Origin of the sequence: Duganella sp. Root1480D1 (assembly GCF_001427305.1) — a bacterium.
In the GTDB taxonomy this organism is placed as follows: domain Bacteria; phylum Pseudomonadota; class Gammaproteobacteria; order Burkholderiales; family Burkholderiaceae_D; genus Rugamonas.
On record NZ_LMFZ01000001.1, the window covers coordinates 80,951 to 96,473 of the forward strand.

13 protein-coding genes are annotated in these 15,523 nt (G+C 63.4%); 5 read left to right on the forward strand and 8 right to left on the reverse strand.

Features of this window, described 5'->3' with window-relative positions; translation table 11 throughout:
* Positions 1-5 precede the first annotated feature (5 nt).
* The 3 genes from ASD58_RS00420 to ASD58_RS00430 are packed head-to-tail and all read left to right on the forward strand — an operon-like array spanning position 6 to position 3,627.
* Positions 6-464, forward strand: a complete 459-nt coding sequence (locus ASD58_RS00420; RefSeq protein ID WP_057258971.1) for a (2Fe-2S)-binding protein — start codon at positions 6-8, stop codon at positions 462-464.
* Positions 461-2,656: a xanthine dehydrogenase family protein molybdopterin-binding subunit gene (locus ASD58_RS00425; RefSeq protein ID WP_057258972.1), complete on the forward strand. Its 2,196-nt coding sequence runs from the start codon at positions 461-463 to the stop codon at positions 2,654-2,656. The genes ASD58_RS00420 and ASD58_RS00425 overlap by 4 nt, the downstream gene beginning before the upstream one ends.
* Positions 2,656-3,627 carry an XdhC family protein gene (locus tag ASD58_RS00430; RefSeq protein ID WP_057258974.1) on the forward strand — a complete coding sequence of 324 codons (972 nt, stop codon included), beginning with the start codon at positions 2,656-2,658 and terminating at the stop codon, positions 3,625-3,627. Before ASD58_RS00425 ends, ASD58_RS00430 begins: the two co-directional genes overlap by 1 nt.
* Positions 3,628-3,658: 31 nt before the next feature.
* On the opposite strand, the gene ASD58_RS00435 is transcribed toward ASD58_RS00430, so the two are convergent.
* Both ASD58_RS00435 and ASD58_RS00440 read right to left on the reverse strand, forming a co-directional pair.
* Positions 3,659-4,528 (reverse strand): acyl-CoA desaturase, encoded by an 870-nt coding sequence (locus ASD58_RS00435; RefSeq protein ID WP_057258976.1) that lies wholly within the window; start codon positions 4,526-4,528, stop codon positions 3,659-3,661.
* A 50-nt stretch (positions 4,529-4,578) separates the two neighbouring features.
* The gene (locus tag ASD58_RS00440; protein ID WP_057258979.1) at positions 4,579-5,514 is read right to left on the reverse strand and encodes a LysR family transcriptional regulator; all 936 of its coding nucleotides are present in this window, start codon (positions 5,512-5,514) and stop codon (positions 4,579-4,581) included.
* 109 nt (positions 5,515-5,623) lie between these two features.
* On the opposite strand from ASD58_RS00440, the gene ASD58_RS00445 reads away from it, so the two are divergent.
* Positions 5,624-6,844: an MFS transporter gene (locus ASD58_RS00445; RefSeq protein ID WP_229209859.1), complete on the forward strand. Its 1,221-nt coding sequence runs from the start codon at positions 5,624-5,626 to the stop codon at positions 6,842-6,844.
* Here the strand turns inward: ASD58_RS00445 and ASD58_RS00450 are convergent.
* The gene (locus tag ASD58_RS00450; protein WP_082565146.1) at positions 6,813-8,324 is read right to left on the reverse strand and encodes an FAD-binding oxidoreductase; all 1,512 of its coding nucleotides are present in this window, start codon (positions 8,322-8,324) and stop codon (positions 6,813-6,815) included. The two genes, ASD58_RS00445 and ASD58_RS00450, sit on opposite strands and share 32 nt — an antisense overlap.
* Before the next feature lie 84 nt (positions 8,325-8,408).
* Positions 8,409-9,029, reverse strand: coding sequence for a LysE family translocator (locus ASD58_RS00455; RefSeq protein ID WP_057258983.1), 621 nt, complete (start codon positions 9,027-9,029; stop codon positions 8,409-8,411).
* Between the two features lie 88 nt (positions 9,030-9,117).
* Between ASD58_RS00455 and ASD58_RS00460 the strand changes: the two genes are divergently transcribed.
* Positions 9,118-10,002, forward strand: coding sequence for a LysR family transcriptional regulator (locus ASD58_RS00460; protein WP_057258985.1), 885 nt, complete (start codon positions 9,118-9,120; stop codon positions 10,000-10,002).
* 16 nt (positions 10,003-10,018) lie between these two features.
* Here the strand turns inward: ASD58_RS00460 and ASD58_RS00465 are convergent, their stop codons facing one another.
* From ASD58_RS00465 to ASD58_RS00480, 4 genes are all read right to left on the reverse strand, one after another.
* The gene (locus ASD58_RS00465; protein ID WP_057258987.1) at positions 10,019-10,270 is read right to left on the reverse strand and encodes a hypothetical protein; all 252 of its coding nucleotides are present in this window, start codon (positions 10,268-10,270) and stop codon (positions 10,019-10,021) included.
* A 122-nt stretch (positions 10,271-10,392) separates the two neighbouring features.
* Positions 10,393-11,199, reverse strand: coding sequence for an oxidoreductase (locus ASD58_RS00470; protein WP_057259680.1), 807 nt, complete (start codon positions 11,197-11,199; stop codon positions 10,393-10,395).
* Positions 11,200-11,212: 13 nt separating this feature from the next.
* A complete protein-coding gene (locus ASD58_RS00475) occupies positions 11,213-14,344 on the reverse strand; it encodes an efflux RND transporter permease subunit (protein ID WP_057258989.1) in 3,132 nt (1,043 codons plus the stop codon).
* Complete coding sequence (locus tag ASD58_RS00480) at positions 14,341-15,453, reverse strand: efflux RND transporter periplasmic adaptor subunit (protein ID WP_057258991.1); 1,113 nt, start codon at positions 15,451-15,453, stop codon at positions 14,341-14,343. The genes ASD58_RS00475 and ASD58_RS00480 overlap by 4 nt, the downstream gene beginning before the upstream one ends.
* Positions 15,454-15,523 lie beyond the last annotated feature (70 nt).

Genomic DNA, 15,523 nt, shown 5'->3' on the forward strand with positions numbered 1-15,523 from the left:
ACGGAATGATCACACTGAATATCAACGGCAAGACGACACGCGTTGACGTCGCTGCCGACACCCCATTGCTGTGGGTGCTGCGCGATAAACTGCAAATGACCGGCACCAAGTACGGCTGCGGCATGGGCTTGTGCGGCGCCTGCACGGCGCACCTGGATGGCACACCGATCCGCTCATGCAGCACGCCAGTTTCGGCTGCGGTTGGGAAGAAGATCGTCACCATCGAAGGAGTCGACCACGCACGCATTGGCAAGGTGGTGCAGGAGGCATGGAGAAAGCTGGACGTGGTGCAATGCGGCTACTGCCAGTCCGGCCAGATCATGAGCGCCGTCGCCCTGTTGGAAGGCAATCGCAAGCCAACGGACGCCGACATCGACGCCGCCATGGCCGGCAACATCTGCCGCTGTGCCACCTATGTGCGCATCCGCGCCGCCATCCACGAAGCCGCACAGGAGCTGGCATGAACATCACTTCCCCTCGCATTGAAAACGGTAGCCGCCGCGATTTCCTGCGCAGCGCCGTGCACGCAGCAGCCGGCCTGACGCTGGCCATTTACCTGCCGGGCACCCAGGCCGCAGCCCCTGCCGCCGCTGCCACTCCGGAATTCGAGCCGAACGCCTTCGTTCGCATCGGAACCGACGGTACGGTGACCGTCATCGCCAAGCACGTTGAAATGGGCCAGGGTGCGTACACCGGCCTGGCCACGCTGGTGGCGGAAGAACTTGACGCGGCATGGTCCCAGGTTCGCGTGGAGGGTGCGCCGGCGGACGCGCGCCGCTACAACAACCTGGCATTCGGTCCGTTCCAGGGCACGGGCGGCAGCACCGCCATCGCCAACTCCTGGGAGCAGATGCGCAAGGCCGGCGCCAGCGCGCGCGCCATGCTGGTCTCGGCCGCCGCCGCGCAATGGAAAGTACCCGCCAGCGAGATCCGCGTCAACGAAGGCCTGGTAACGCACGGCACGCATAAGGCTACCTTCGGCGAACTGGCACCGGCTGCGGCGCTGTTGCCGGTGCCGGCCGACGTGACGCTGAAAGCGCCCGGGAATTTCAAGCTGATCGGCAAGCATGCGCCGCGCAAGGACAGTGCCGACAAGGTCAATGGCCGTGCCCAATTTACCCAGGACGTTCACTTGCCCGGCATGCTGACCGCCGTCGTCGCCCACCCGCCGCGCTTTGGTGCCAAGGTGAAATCCTTCGATGCCAGCAAAGCCAAAGCCATCAAAGGCGTGGTGAACGTGGTGCAGATCCCGACTGGCGTGGCAGTCCTGGCCCAGGACACCTGGAGCGCGAAAAAAGGCCGTGACGCGCTCAAGATCGTGTGGGACGAATCCAAAGCGTTCAAGCTTGGCAGCGAAGAAATCTTCGCGCAATTCCGCACGCTGGCGCAGCAGCCTGGCCAGGTCGCCCATAGTGCGGGCGATGCCGGCGCCGCCCTTGCAAGTTCGAGCCGCGTGCTGCGTGCCACCTACGACTTCCCCTATCTCGCACACGCTTCGATGGAGCCATTGAACTGCGTCGTGCGCATCGGCGAAGACGAATGCGAGTTGTGGTATGGGGCCCAGTTCCAGTCCATCGACCAGCCGTCGGTCGCGGCGCTGCTTGGCCTGCCGCCGGAAAAAGTCAAGATCAATATGCTCTACGCGGGCGGCAGCTTCGGCCGCCGCGCCAGCAAGGACGCGGACTACGTGCTGGAAGCGGTGCAGATCGCCAAGGCCAGCAAGTCGCGCGTGCCCGTCAAGATGGTCTGGCTGCGCGAGGACGACATGCGTGGCGCCTACTACCGCCCTGCCTTCCACCATGCGCTGGAAGCATCGCTCGGCGAGGACGGCCGCCCAACCGCCTGGCGCCACCGCCTGGTCGGCCAGTCTATCCTGGCCGGCACGGTCTTCAGCGGCATGATCAAGGACGGCATTGACGCGGTGTCCGTCGAAGGCGCGGCAAACCTTCCTTATGGCATTCCGGCCATGCGCGTTGAGCTGCACTCGCCAAGCGATATTCCGGTACCGGTGCACTGGTGGCGCTCGGTCGGCTCGACCCACACTGCCTATTCCACTGAAACCTTCATCGACGAACTGGCAAATACCGCGAAACAGGACCCGGTGGCATACCGCCTGGCACTGCTCGACAAGCATCCGCGCCACGCCGGCGTGCTGAAACTCGCCGCCGAAAAGGCCGGCTGGGGCCAGCCGTTGGCAGCGGGTGCGGATGGCACGCGCCGCGGCCGCGGCATCGCCGTGCATGAAGCCTTCGGCAGCTACGTCGCCGAAGTGGCTGAAGTCACCGTAAGCGCCGACGGCAGCTTCACGGTCGACCGCGTGGTTTGCGCGGTGGACTGCGGGATCGTCGTCAATCCCGACGTGGTACGGGCGCAGGTCGAAGGCGGCGTTGGTTTTGCGCTGTCGGCTGCACTGCATGGCGCCATCACGCTGAAGGACGGCGCTGTGGAGCAGTCCAACTTCCACGACTACGCACCTATCCGGATCACCGAAATGCCGAAGGTGGACGTGCATATCGTTCCCTCGGCAGAGAAGCCGACCGGTATCGGCGAACCGGGCGTGCCGCCGCTGGCGCCGGCGCTGGCCAATGCGCTGGCTGCCGCGACCGGGAAACGCGTGCGCAGCCTGCCGATCCGCACGGAGGAGTTGAAGGCCTGATGGAAAGTGTGGACTTGCAGGTCCTGGAGGCCGCCCGCCGCTGGGCGGCCGAAGGACGGCGCTTTGCGCTGATCACCGTGGCGCACACCTGGGGTTCCGCACCCCGCCCAGCCGGCTCCTGGCTGGTGATACGCGACGACGGCATGGCCGTCGGCTCGGTATCGGGCGGTTGCGTTGAAGACGACATCATGGCCCGCATGCGCGAGGGCCGCCTCGGCGACCGCTTGCCATTCAGCCTGGATTATGGCGTCACCCAGGACGAAGCCGCGCGCTTTGGCCTGCCCTGCGGCGGCGCGCTGCAACTGGTGGTCGAACCGCAGCCGGATGCCGCGCAACTGGACCAGCTTGCCCGCCGCCTGGAGCACGGCGAACTGGTGTTGCGCGAAGTAGACCTGACACGCGGCAGCACCAGCCTGGGCTTGGCCGAGCGCGCCGATGCGCTGAGCTGGAACGGAGAGCGGTTGCGCACTGTGCATGGCCCGCAATGGCGCCTGTTCATCGTCGGCGCGGGCCAGATTTCGTATTACCTTGCCCAGATGGCGCAGGCACTGGACTACGACATCACGATTTGCGAACCGCGCGGCGAATACGGTGCCGAATGGCGCGTCCCGGGCACGAAGCTGGTCAGCTCAATGCCGGACGACGCCTTCCTGTCCATGCAGGCAGATTCACGCTGCGCCGTTGTCGCGCTGACGCACGACCCAAAGCTGGACGACATGCTGCTGTTGGAGGCCTTGCGCTCGCCGGCCTTTTACGTCGGTGCAGTCGGCTCCCGCCTCAATGACAGCAAACGGCGCGAGCGGCTGTCACGCCATTTCGATTTTTCGTCCGACGAACTGGCCCGGCTGCACGGTCCGATCGGCCTGCCGATCGGCAGCCATACGCCGCCGGAGATTGCCGTCGCCATTGTGGCGGAAATGACGGCTGTCCGACACGGCGCGCCGATCGCCTTGCGCAACGTCTTGCTGTGATTGGCGCGCAGCGCTGCCTGCAGGTTCTAGCTTACCGAAGCTGCCAGACCAGGCCGAGTTTTTCAAACCCTCGGATGATCCAGCCGCCAAAGTCAAGATGCTTCGGCTCGTTCATCGCAGAAGTCGGGCGTGCATGATGGTGGCTGTGCAAGCCCTCGCCCAGCAACAGCAGCGCAAAGAAGATATTGTCCCGCGCTTCGTTATCGCTGCCCGCCACCTTTTGTCCGAACAGGTGTCCAAATGAATTGACCGACCAGGTCAATTGGTGAAGCAAGGCGACGCGCGCGGCGCCAGCCCAGAACACGCACCGCGTCATTTCGCCTTCTCCGCCAAGCCAATACCCTACGGCACCGGGCAGAACGAGACCCACCACCACGATCGGCCAATAATAGTTCGACAGGATGGCGATGCTGCGATCGGCAAGGCAATCCGGCGCGTAGCGCGCCGGCTGCGAGACACGTCCATAAAGCATCCAACCGACATGGGCGTGAAACCAGCCTTGCAGGCGGTTCAAAATGGGGCCGTGGTCGGAAAACCATGGCGAGTGCGGGTCGAATTGCTTGTCGGCGAAACGATGATGCCGCCGGTGATCGGCCACCCATCGCGTGATATCGCCTTGCATCGCCCAGGTCCCGAGCACGCCCAGGCACACCTTGATGACCCGACTGGTCTTGAATGCATGGTGCGTGAAATAGCGGTGCATTCCGATTGCAACGCCCACCACGGTCAAAGCAAAGAAGATGCCAAAGACCAGCGTTGTGGTGGCGGTCGGCGCAAGCTGCCGTTCCCCGCTGAGGGCTATGGCAGCCATCAGCAGCCACGGCACGAAAATCGAGCCCAGGTTCAAGACCCGATTACCCCAGTTTTCTTTTGCGTTTTGCGAGATGCAGGGATCCTTCATTGCCGACGCTCGAAGTATTTCAACGTCAATATACTATTATCAATCTTCCCCTACCGCAACAATGGCTCATGGGGATGCATGCGCAAGTCGGGATCGGTGTCGAAGAGCGCTTCCAGCCAACGTGCGAACGCCCGCATCTTGGGGGACGCAAGGCGGCCCTGGGGATAGACCAGCGAGACGGGCATTGGGGTTGGTGGCGTGTCGTGCAACACCTGCACCAGTGCGCCGCTGGCGAGGTGGTTGCGGACAAGGTAGGTCCCCACCTGCACCAGGCCAAGCCCTTGCAGCCCGAGCGTCACATAGCCTTCAGCATCGTTTGTCGCGAGCCCTCCCGCCATGTCGATTTTGCGCACGCCGCCATTGTCGATGAAGGCCCAGTCGAAGGGACGACCCGTGCGTCCCGAGTAATGCAGGACTGCGCTGTGATGCGCCAGGTCCGCCAGCGATTGCGGCGCGCCGCGCGTGGCGAGATAAGATGGCGCAGCGCAGGTCACGAAGCGCATGGTGCCGATCTGGCGCCCGATCAAGGCGGAGTCCTGCAGCTCGCCGACGCGCAACGCGCAATCGACGCCTTCACGGACCAGGTCCGTCAGCCGCTCGCTGAGACTGAGCACCAGTTCGACGTTCGGATAGGCGCGGCAGAATTCCCCCAGCCGCGGCAACACCACCTTGCGCCCCACCGCGCCCCCCAGCTCTACGCGCAACATGCCCTGCGGCGCAGTGCCATCGCTGGCGCGAAATGGCGCTTCCGCCTCATCCACTGCGGCGAGAATTGACAGGCAATGCTGGAAATACGCGGCGCCGTCGCTGGTCAGCGAAAGGGTGCGCGTGGTCCGTTGCAGCAACTGCGTGCCGAGATAGGCCTCCAGTTTCTGGACCGTTGCCGTCAGCGCAGCACGCGGCAAGCCGAGTGTTTCCGCCGCCTTGGTATAGCTGTTGGCTTCCACAATGCGGACGAAGGTTTGCATGGCTTTCAAACGGTCCATGGCACTCCAATTGTTCACTTAATGTGAAAAGTATAGAGCATTTGTTAGCTAATTATCTTTTTTGCCTGATCCCGCAGAATGCCTCTAACCTTTCCACCACTGGAGTTCAATGATGAAAAACGATATCTCGCGCGGCATGGTGGGCTTGCTGGCAGGCGCCAGCGGCCTCATCGTCGCCAGCCTGTATTACGCCCAAACCCTGGTCGGCCCCATCAGTGCTGCGACCGGCCTTTCGCCCGAGGCGGCGGGCCTGATCGTGACCTTGACCCAGGCCGGTTACGCGCTTGGCCTGCTGTTCGTGGTCCCGTTGGGCGACCTGCTGGAAAACCGCAAGCTCATATTCGGCGCCCTGCTCTTCGCGGCGGCTGCGCTGGCGGCGGCAGCTTCCAGCCACACCGCCATACAATTCCTGGCCGCCTCGCTTGCCATCGGCCTCGGCTCGGTCGCAGCCCAGGTACTGGTGCCCTTCGCAGCCCACCTGTCGCAAGAAGCGACGCGCGGGCGAACCGTTGGCAAGGTGGTGAGCGGACTGCTGCTCGGGATCATGCTGGCCCGTCCTGCAGCAAGCCTGATTGCCGATCACGCAAGCTGGCGTACCGTATTTGGCATAGCGTCCGTGCTGGTGGGGGTGCTGGCCTTTGTATTGCGCGCGAAACTGCCGGAGCGTGTGCCGGCCACTCCGCTTTCCTACGGCCGCCTGATTGGATCGCTGTGGCACCTGTTGCGCGACACGCCCGTGCTGCGCCGCCGTGCGGCCTATCATGCGGGCCTGTTTGGCGCCTTCAGCATGTTCTGGACGATCGCGCCGCTGGTGCTGCAAGGCGAACGCTTCCACCTGTCCCAAACCGGCATTGCAGTATTTGCGCTGGTCGGCATGGCAGGCGCCATTGCTTCGCCAATCGCCGGCAAGCTGGCGGACCAGGGCTATACGCTGCCAGCGACGGCTGCCGCGCTCCTGCTCGGGATGCTCGGGTTTGCGCTGCCGCTGTGGATGCCCGAGTCGCGCGCCATTGCGATCGGCATGCTGGCCATTGCCTCCATCGTGCTCGACATGGGAGTGGCCGCCAACCTGGTGCTGGGACAGCGCGCCTTGTTCGCGCTGGGTGCCGAGGTACGCAGCCGCTTGAACGGCATCTACTTCGCTCTCTTCTTTGCAGGCGGTGCGCTGGGCTCGGCGACGGGCGCCTGGATGCTGGCAAACTACGGCTGGCGGGCGGCCCTGCTGACCGGCATTGCCTTCCCTGCCGCAGGGCTGCTTTATTGGATGACGGAAGCACTGGCTGCGCGTGCACCCCAGGCTATCCCGGCTCCACGCCCTGGAACATACTGAAAATCCGGCCGGGGTCATACTGCTTCTTGATGTGCGACAGGCGAGTAAGGTTCGCACCATAGTATGCCGCCTGCCAGTCCTTAAGAAGCGGATCGAGGTAGTTCACGTAAGCCCCACCGCTGCTCCAGGCTTTCATCAGGCCGCGCATGCGGTTGGGGAATGTGGTGTCGTAGACGGTGCGGGACTGCCACGTGGCGTACTCCACGCTGAACAAGGCCTTGCGATGGACAAAGGCGGTCGCGTCCGCAGCGACGCGGCCGATAGCGCCGCCCATGTGGTCGAAGATATACGATCCGGAGATACCGGCCGCCATGGCATCTTTCACCGACTCGTTCAATGCCGCGATGCCCGCCGCCGGCAGCAGCTCATTAAAGAAGTCCGAGCTCAGCACCTCGTCGTAGCGAGTCTTGCGGCCTTCCGGCGAGTAGCCGCTCAGGCTGCACTCGTTCAAGGGAATGCCTGCACACATGCTCCAGGCCACATCGCGGTAAGGAAGCTGGCTGACGGCCGTGCTCATATCAGCGCTTGCACCGCCGCTGGCAGCAAGGAATGTATTCCAGTATGGCTGAAGGAAGCTGGACGTGCCGAGGCAGTAGGCAGTGACAGTGCATGAGGCGCCACCGGAACCGAACTGCATATAAATCTGCGCCCAGATATTGTCAGGCAGGGACTGCGGCCAACGCTGCCAGGCATCGAACATGGCGGCAAAATCCTGGAAACGGAAATCCGCGCGGGCAACGGTAATGTCTTCGATCCGATGGGTCTTGAACGTAAAGGACGTGGCCACCCCGAAGTTGCCGCCGCCACCGCCGCGTAAGGCCCAGAACAGCTCCGGCTCCGTAGTGGCATCGCAGGAAAGCAGGCGGCCATCTGCCGTCACCACCTCCGCCGCCAGCAGGTTATCGCAGGTCAGCCCGAACTGCCGGTCGAGTATGCCGATGCCCCCACCCATCGTGATGCCCGCAATGCCAACCGTCAGGCAGGTACCGGAGGGGATGCAGACGCCGTTCGCAATCAAGGTGTCATACACCTCGGCCAGGCGCGCTCCCGCACCAATCCTGGCCGTGCCATTGGCGTTGACCTGGATCGCATTCATGGGTGTAACGTTCAACACGACACCAGTAGTGGTCGAAGTCCCGGCCCAGCTATGCCCGCCGCAGCGCGGCGTCACGGCCAGTTTATTGTTGCGCACGAAAGCCAGGCCGGTCTTGACGTCTTCCACCGAGTTGCACTTGATGATGGCCGCTGGCCTGGTGCTGTCAAAACGCATATTGGCCAGCAGGCTGGCGCCAGCATAGGCTGCATCGCCGGGGCGCAGCAACTGGCCGCCAAGTGCCGCCGCAAGGCTGCTCCAGTTCGGCCCGGCCTCAGCTGGCGGTACCGGGGCCGATGGCGTGCCGCCCGATCCACCGCCGCCACACCCAGCCAGCAAGGCTGCCGACGCCCCTCCAGACAATTCCAGAAACCGCCTGCGATCCATAAACTCCCCCTGGTGACACGGCAACTCGGCCGAGGGAAGCGATATTAGCACTAAATTAACTTATTGGTATGCAATTGGTATACATCACTCGAACGCGAGGGTGATCGCAAGACCGATGAACAGCAAAGCGGTGCCGCGCTGCAGGATCGCCATACGCGGCCCGGACATGATTCGCGCACCTGCTGCAGCTGTCAGGAGCACATAGCTCAGGTGCGCGACGAATGTGCACGCGACAAAGGTCAGGCTCAGCAGCAGGAAGCGCATGACGTCAATCGCGCCCGGTGGCATAAATTGCGGAAACACTGCGGCAAAGAACAGGATCGCCTTGGGGTTGCTGCAAGCGACCAGCATTCCGCGCCGGAACACCGCGCCGCGGCTGCTTCCTTGCGGTGCGCTCGCCATGGCCGCCGCCCCAACCTGCCCCGCATGACGCCATTGCTTGATGCCCAGCCAGGCGAGATAGGCAGCGCCAGCCAGCTTCAGGGCGGAAAAAGCCGGTGGCCAAGCCTTGAACAGCAATCCCATGCCGCCCACCGCCACGCAAGCGACCAGGAATACCCCAACGGCATTGCCGGCCGAACTGTACGCTGTGCGGCGTGCGCCCAAGGTCAGCGTGGTTGAAACTGCCAGCAGTACCGCAGGGCCGGGACTGAAGGTGGCGGCAAGGGCCATGGCGAGGAAGGCCAGCCAGAGGGATAGGGTCATAGTTGTCATGCCCGCCAGTATCCGGCCTGGAGCCCAGATTAAAAATACCCTAGAATTAACAACATCTTTAACTCATACTTAACAATACATGGACAAGATGCGCAGCATGGAAGTGTTTGTGCGTGTGGTGGATGCCGGTAGCTTCAGTGCCGCAGCCCGCACCCTCGACATGTCGACCGTGATGGTCAGCAAGCACATCGCCGCCCTCGAACAACTGGTCGGTGCGCGCCTGCTGCACCGGACCACACGCAGCCAAAGCCTGAGCGAAATCGGCCAGCAATACGCCGAGCAATGCCGACATATCCTGCAACTGGTGCATGCGGCGGAGACCGGCGCGCTGGCCATGCGCACGGCCCCGCGCGGCACGCTGAAGGTCAGCGCGCCGGCGGCATTCGGCAGCCGCTGCCTGGCGCCGGCCATGGCCGAATACCTGGAGTCCAATCCTGAGGTAAACCTGGAGCTCGACCTCTCCAACCGATTATCCGACCTGGTGGAAGAAGGCCTGGATGCCGCCATCCGCATCGGTCCCTTGAAGGACTCCAGCATGGTCGCGCGCCCGTTGACGCCCTTGCAGATGATGGTCTGCGCCGCACCTGGCTACCTGGCGCGCCACGGCACGCCAGTCACGCCCAGCGAGCTGTCGCAACATCGCTGCCTGGATTTTTCCCATTGGCGCCATGACGCGCGCTGGCGTCTCGGACAGTTAGGCAACGAGGAAGGGACTTCCCCGCATTGCCGCATGCGTTCAAACAATGGTGAAGCCTTGCGCCTGGCAGCGGTTGCGGGCCTGGGGTTGGTAATGCAGGCGGACGCCGTGCTGGCCGACGAAATTGCCGCCGGCCGGCTGGTTCCTATCCTGCGTGAGTACTGGCCGGCGCCACGGCCTATGCACCTGATCTACCCGCGCGACAGGCAGTCGACGCGTAAGCTGGCCAGCTTCGTGGAATTCGTGGTGCAGCGCTTCGGCACTTGATCGCGCCAGGACGCTTTTAGAGGAATGGCCAGCCAAGGATGCCTTTGGCGTGCAATACCGGCCTCAACACAAGGTAGCCGACCGCGCAGCCGATTGCCAGCAGGCTGCGCGCATCGCCCATCGCAGCGAGGAATACGCCGCCCACCGTGGCTGCGGCGGCCATCACCATCAACCAGACTTCAATGCTGGCGAAAAATGGCGCGGCATGGCGCCAGGTGGCCGCGATCAGTTTGAATGCTTCGCGGAGAGTTTTGACGGGCTTTTGCATGAAGTTTCACCAACTGTGCCAATTGCACAAAAATCGAGGCCGGAAATGAAAAATCCCCGCCGGCGCGAGGATTTTCCTTTTCGAGGCAGATATTATAGCTGAGTGCATGTGCAAGCCCCGATTCAGGCCAGTCCGAATGTCTTCCTCAAGCTTGCATCCACCGGCCCGGCCGGCATGAAGCGCCGCAATTTGCTGAGCAAGGAGGCCTGGCCGGCCGGAGCACGGCGCATGCGCCATGATCCCAACGCCGCCTCGACAATGGTGCCTGCCACGCTGTCCGGTTCCGGCGCACCGCTGACACTATTGGCCACGGCCAGCGTTGCAAGGCCGCGCTCGCGGTCATAGTCTGTTATTTTGGACTGCGCGTGCGGCGAGTTCAGGTCGAGGTTCGTCCTCGTAAAACTCGGCTCGACCAAGGTGACGCGGATGCCGAACTGGCGCACTTCATGGTCCAACGATTCCGATAGCCCCTCGACCGCATGCTTGGAGGCCGCATAAAGCCCCATATACGGCGCAGGCAGAAAGCCAAGCACAGAGCTGACGTTGACGATCCTGCCGGAGCGCTGCGCCCGCATCTGCGGCAGCACTGCCTGTGCCGTGCGGAGGATGCCGAACAGGTTCGTGTCGAACAGGGCGGCGGCTTCGGCGGTCGAGGTCTCTTCCACTGCCCCGACGATGGTCACCCCTGCGTTATTGACCAGGACGTCAATGCGCCCGGCGCGCGCGACGATCAGTTGGAAGGCCTGCTTTACGGAAGCATCGTTGCGCACGTCCATTTCCACCAATTCGACCCCGTCCAATGGACTCGTGCTGGGGATCGCCCGCACGGTTCCGAACACGCGGCATCCGCGCTGGGCAAACTTCTCCGCGGTCGCACGCCCTATGCCTGACGACACGCCAGTAACAACCACAACTTTAGGTTCCGACATTTCCATTTCCTTTTCAATGATGGTTTAGCCGCCCCGCGATCGGGGCCACATTAGCTTGCTGATCCGGCTCATCCTGCTCCTCGCTATCGCCGGCAGGCCGGATCTTGAACCAGATCGCGTACATCGCAGGCAGGAAGACCAGCGTGAGAATGGTTCCCGCAAAGGTGCCACCGATCAGGGTGTAGGCCAGCGTGCCCCAGAACACCGAATGGGTCAGCGGGATAAAGGCCAGGATCGCCGCCAGTGCCGTCAGGATCACCGGCCTGGCGCGTTGTACTGTTGCCTCCACGACCGCATGGAATGGATCGAGTCCAGCCCGCGTGTTGTCATGAATTTGCCCGATCAGGATCAGCGTGTTGCGCATCAGGATGCCCGACAGTGCGATCAGGCCTACCAGTGCATTAATGCCAAACGGCTGCCCGAACAGGATCAGCATCGGCACCACCCCGATCAAGCCCAGGGGACTGGTCAGGAACACCATCACCATCGCGGAAATGGAGCGCACCTGGAAGATGATGATCAGCAGGGTAATCGCCAGCATGATCGGGAACAGCGGCAGCATGGCGGTAGTCGCCTTGCCCGATTCTTCGATCGAGCCCGCCTGCTCGATGCGGTAGCCGCTTGGCAGCTTGTCGATCAGCGGTTGCAACTGGCGGCTGATGGATGCGGACACGTCCGGCGGCTGCAGGCCCTCGGCGATATCGCCACGCACCGTGATCGTGGGCAGGCGGTCGCGCCTGCGCATGACCGGTTCCTCAGCGCGCACTTCGACCTTCCCCACCTGGGACAAAGGAATGCGCTGGCCATTGGCACCGGTCAGCGTGAAATCGCCCATCCGGGCGGGATCAAGGCGAGTCTCGCCGGCCGAACGCGCCACCACTTGCACCGTGCGGATATCCTCGCGCACCGCAGTAATCGGCACGCCGGCCAGGAAAAACTGCAATTGCTGCGCTACTGCGCTTGACGTCAGGCCCATGGCTTGCAAACGATCTTGCTGCAAGGTGAAATGCAAGGATGGCGTGCGGCTGCCCCAATCGGCATTCACCGTCCGCATCATCGGACTGGCGCCCATGACTTGCTGCGCTTCGGCGGCGATATGGCGCAGCTTTTCCGGGTCGCTGCCGGAGATGCGATAGGCCACCGGGAATGGCGAGTACGGTCCGAACACCAACTGGGTGACGCGTACCCGTGCCTCGGGAGCCAGTCCATCGGCAACCGCCTGGCGCAGGCGCTGTTTCAACGCTTCGCGCTGAACCTGGTTATCGGTGCGCACCACGATCTTGGCAAACGATGGGTCGGGCAGCTCCGGCCCCATCGCCAGGTAGAAGCGCGGTGCCCCCTGGCCGATGTAGGCCGTGACGATTTTCGCCTCGTCCTGCCTGGCGAGCCAGCGCTCCACCTTCTCGGCGGCGGCGCTGGTTGCGGTGATCGAGGTGCCATAAGGCATCTGCACTTCAACCAGGACTTCGGGGCGATCCGAGATCGGGAAGAACTGCTTCTTTACCACCGCCATAGCGAGTACCGCCGCGACAAACAGGCCCACCACTGCGCCGGCCACCAGCCACTTGCGCTCAATCACGCGCTTCAGGAGCTGGCGGAAACGGTTGTAGCGCGGCGTATCGTAAAGCGCCCCGTGGCCGCCGGCGACCTTCTCGAAATCGGGCAGCAGCTTGACGCCGAGGTAAGGCGTAAACACCACCGCAACCACCCAGGAAGCAATCAGCGCGATGCCGACGATCCAGAACATATTGCTGGTGTATTCTCCGGCGGTGGAACGGGCAAATCCGTTCGGCATGAAGCCGACAGCCGTCACCAGCGTACCGGCCAGCATCGGCGCCGCCGTATGGCTCCAGGCATAGGCCGAGGCGGCAACGCGGCTGAAGCCCTCCTCCATCTTCACCACCATCATTTCGATGGCAATGATGGCGTCATCCACCAGCAAGCCCAGGCCCAGGATGAGCGAGCCAAGCGTGATCCGGTCGAAATTCTTGCCGGTTGCCGCCATCACGATGAACACCGCCGCCAGGGTCAGCGGCACGGCCGCGGCAACCACAATCCCGACCCGCCATCCCATGCTGACAAAGCACACCACCATTACCACCAGCAATGCAGCGAAGAACTTGATCATGAATTCATCGACGGCCGAACCGATGTTCACGGCCTGGTCGGTGATCTTGCTTAGCCCCATGCCCAGGGGCAGCCCCGCATTGATCGCACCCACTTCCTTGTCGAGCGCCTTGCCGAGGTCAAGGCCGTTCCAGCCCTCTCGCATGACAATACCGAGCAACAGGGCCGGCTCGCCGCCGTTGCGGATCATGAACGTTGCCGGGTCTTCGTAGCCACGCTTGACGGTGGCAATATCGGACAGCTTCAACGTGCGGCCCTGTGCCACCACCGGTGTATCGCGGATCTTCTGCAACTGGTCAAAGGCACCGTCCAGGCGCACCAGCACCTGCGGGCCGCTGGTTTCCACCGAACCGGCCGGGGTCAGGGCATTCTGGCTTTGCAGCGCGGCAAATACGTCCTGCGGGCTGAGGCCCAGCGTTGCCAGCCGCTCATGCGAAAACTCGAGGTAGATGCGTTCCGCTTGCTCGCCGATGATGTTGACCTTTTTCACCCCGGGCACGCGCAGCAGGCGCTGGCGCAGCGTCTCCGCGTCGCGCACCAGCGTGCGCTGAGGTTCGCCCTTCGCCTTGAGGGCAAACAGCGCAAAGGTGACGTCCGCATACTCGTCGTTGACCAGCGGCCCGATCACGCCGGGCGGCAGGTTGCTTATCTCATCGCTGACCTTTTTGCGCGCCTGGTAAAAATCCCCCTGCACTTCAGAAGGCGGCGTACTGTCAAGCAAGGTCAAGGTGGTGAAGGCCAGGCCTGGACGGGTATAGGTTTCGCTGCGGTCGTACCAGCGCAATTCCTGCAAGCGCTTCTCGATCTTTTCGGCGACCTGGTCTTGCATTTCCTGTGCCGTGGCGCCGGGCCAGGCGGTAACGATGGTCATCACCTTCACGGTGAAGGCAGGATCTTCCGCTCGCCCCAATTTGAAGAACGCAATGACGCCTGCCAGGGAAATCAGGCATATCAGGAACAAGGTCACGGAGCGCTCGCGTACCGCCAGCGCGGAGAGGTTGAAACGACCCTCGCTCATGGCCGCCCCGCAACGGTTGCAGCCGCAGCCTGGCCCGCCACGCGCACCTGGTCGCCCTCATGCAGCAGGTGGGCTCCGAGCGCGACGATGCGATCGCCCTGTTTGAGACTGCCGGCGACACGCGCACTTTCGTCATCCAGGTGCTGCACTGCCACCGGCCTCCAGGAGACCTTGGCCGGCTCTCCCGCCAACACCCACACACCGGGCCCCTTGCCCGCATCGAACAAGGCGCCAATCGGTACGCGCAGGCCGTCCCTCGCTTGCGAATTCGCCAGCTGGACCTGGATGGTGACAGTGGCGCCGAGCGGGGCATTCGACAGCTCGCCCTCAAGCACGTAACGGGCTTCATACGTGCGCGTCAAGCGGTCGGCGGCATTGGAGAGCTGCCGCAGGCGCGCCGGCACTGCGAGATCCTCCTTGCCAAACAGCCTGGCTTGCGCGACGCTGCCGACAGCCGGGCGCAGCGTTTCCGGCAACTGGATGACGGCTTCGCGCCGGCCCGCCTGCGCCACGCGCACCACGACCTGTCCCGCATTGACGACCTGGCCCGGCTCGGCCAGCGTTTCCACGACCACACCATCGGCATCCGCCACCAGTTCCGCGTAGCGGTTCGCGTTGCGCGCAACTTCTGCCTGCAATTCAGCCGCGCTGAGCTGCGCTTTGGCCGCATCTGCCGCAGCCTTGGCTTGGTCGTAGGCCGATGCCGAGATGGCGCCGGTACCGCGCAAGCCGCGGTAGCGCGCTTCATCGTCGGCCGTTTGCTGGGCGCGTGCGCGTGCCGCCGCAACCGCTTCCTGTTGGGCGTTAACTGCCAGCTTCAGGTCAGTCGGATCGATACGCATCAGTGCCTGGCCACGCTTGACTGCCTGGCCGGTATCCACCAGCCGCTCCAGCACCTTGCCTGAGACACGAAAACCCAGGTCGCTTTGCACGCGGGCAGCGACTGTCCCGGTGAAGGCGCGTGCAGCATCGGCATCGGTTTCGACGTCGACCGCCCGCACCATGGGCGCGGCAGTACGCGGATCGGATGGCGGTTTCTCGCCGCAGGCAGCTAGTGCAAGGGGCAAGACGGAAATGACAGACGAATAAATGAGGTTGCGGCGGCGCATGGAAATCCCGATAAGGAAGCAGACAGGATTCCATTTTGGTACCAGTGACCAATTAAGTCAATAGTCACAA

Coding starts and splice junctions, on each gene's coding strand:
- ASD58_RS00450 (WP_082565146.1), bottom strand. CDS start 8,324: ATGGATCGCAGGCGGTTTCTGGAATTGTCTGGAGGGGCGTCGGCAGCC.
- ASD58_RS00435 (WP_057258976.1), bottom strand. CDS start 4,528: ATGAAGGATCCCTGCATCTCGCAAAACGCAAAAGAAAACTGGGGTAAT.
- ASD58_RS00460 (WP_057258985.1), top strand. CDS start 9,118: ATGGACAAGATGCGCAGCATGGAAGTGTTTGTGCGTGTGGTGGATGCC.
- ASD58_RS00420 (WP_057258971.1), top strand. CDS start 6: ATGATCACACTGAATATCAACGGCAAGACGACACGCGTTGACGTCGCT.
- ASD58_RS00465 (WP_057258987.1), bottom strand. CDS start 10,270: ATGCAAAAGCCCGTCAAAACTCTCCGCGAAGCATTCAAACTGATCGCG.
- ASD58_RS00470 (WP_057259680.1), bottom strand. CDS start 11,199: ATGTCGGAACCTAAAGTTGTGGTTGTTACTGGCGTGTCGTCAGGCATA.
- ASD58_RS00430 (WP_057258974.1), top strand. CDS start 2,656: ATGGAAAGTGTGGACTTGCAGGTCCTGGAGGCCGCCCGCCGCTGGGCG.
- ASD58_RS00480 (WP_057258991.1), bottom strand. CDS start 15,453: ATGCGCCGCCGCAACCTCATTTATTCGTCTGTCATTTCCGTCTTGCCC.
- ASD58_RS00440 (WP_057258979.1), bottom strand. CDS start 5,514: ATGGACCGTTTGAAAGCCATGCAAACCTTCGTCCGCATTGTGGAAGCC.
- ASD58_RS00445 (WP_229209859.1), top strand. CDS start 5,624: ATGATGAAAAACGATATCTCGCGCGGCATGGTGGGCTTGCTGGCAGGC.
- ASD58_RS00475 (WP_057258989.1), bottom strand. CDS start 14,344: ATGAGCGAGGGTCGTTTCAACCTCTCCGCGCTGGCGGTACGCGAGCGC.
- ASD58_RS00455 (WP_057258983.1), bottom strand. CDS start 9,029: ATGACCCTATCCCTCTGGCTGGCCTTCCTCGCCATGGCCCTTGCCGCC.
- ASD58_RS00425 (WP_057258972.1), top strand. CDS start 461: ATGAACATCACTTCCCCTCGCATTGAAAACGGTAGCCGCCGCGATTTC.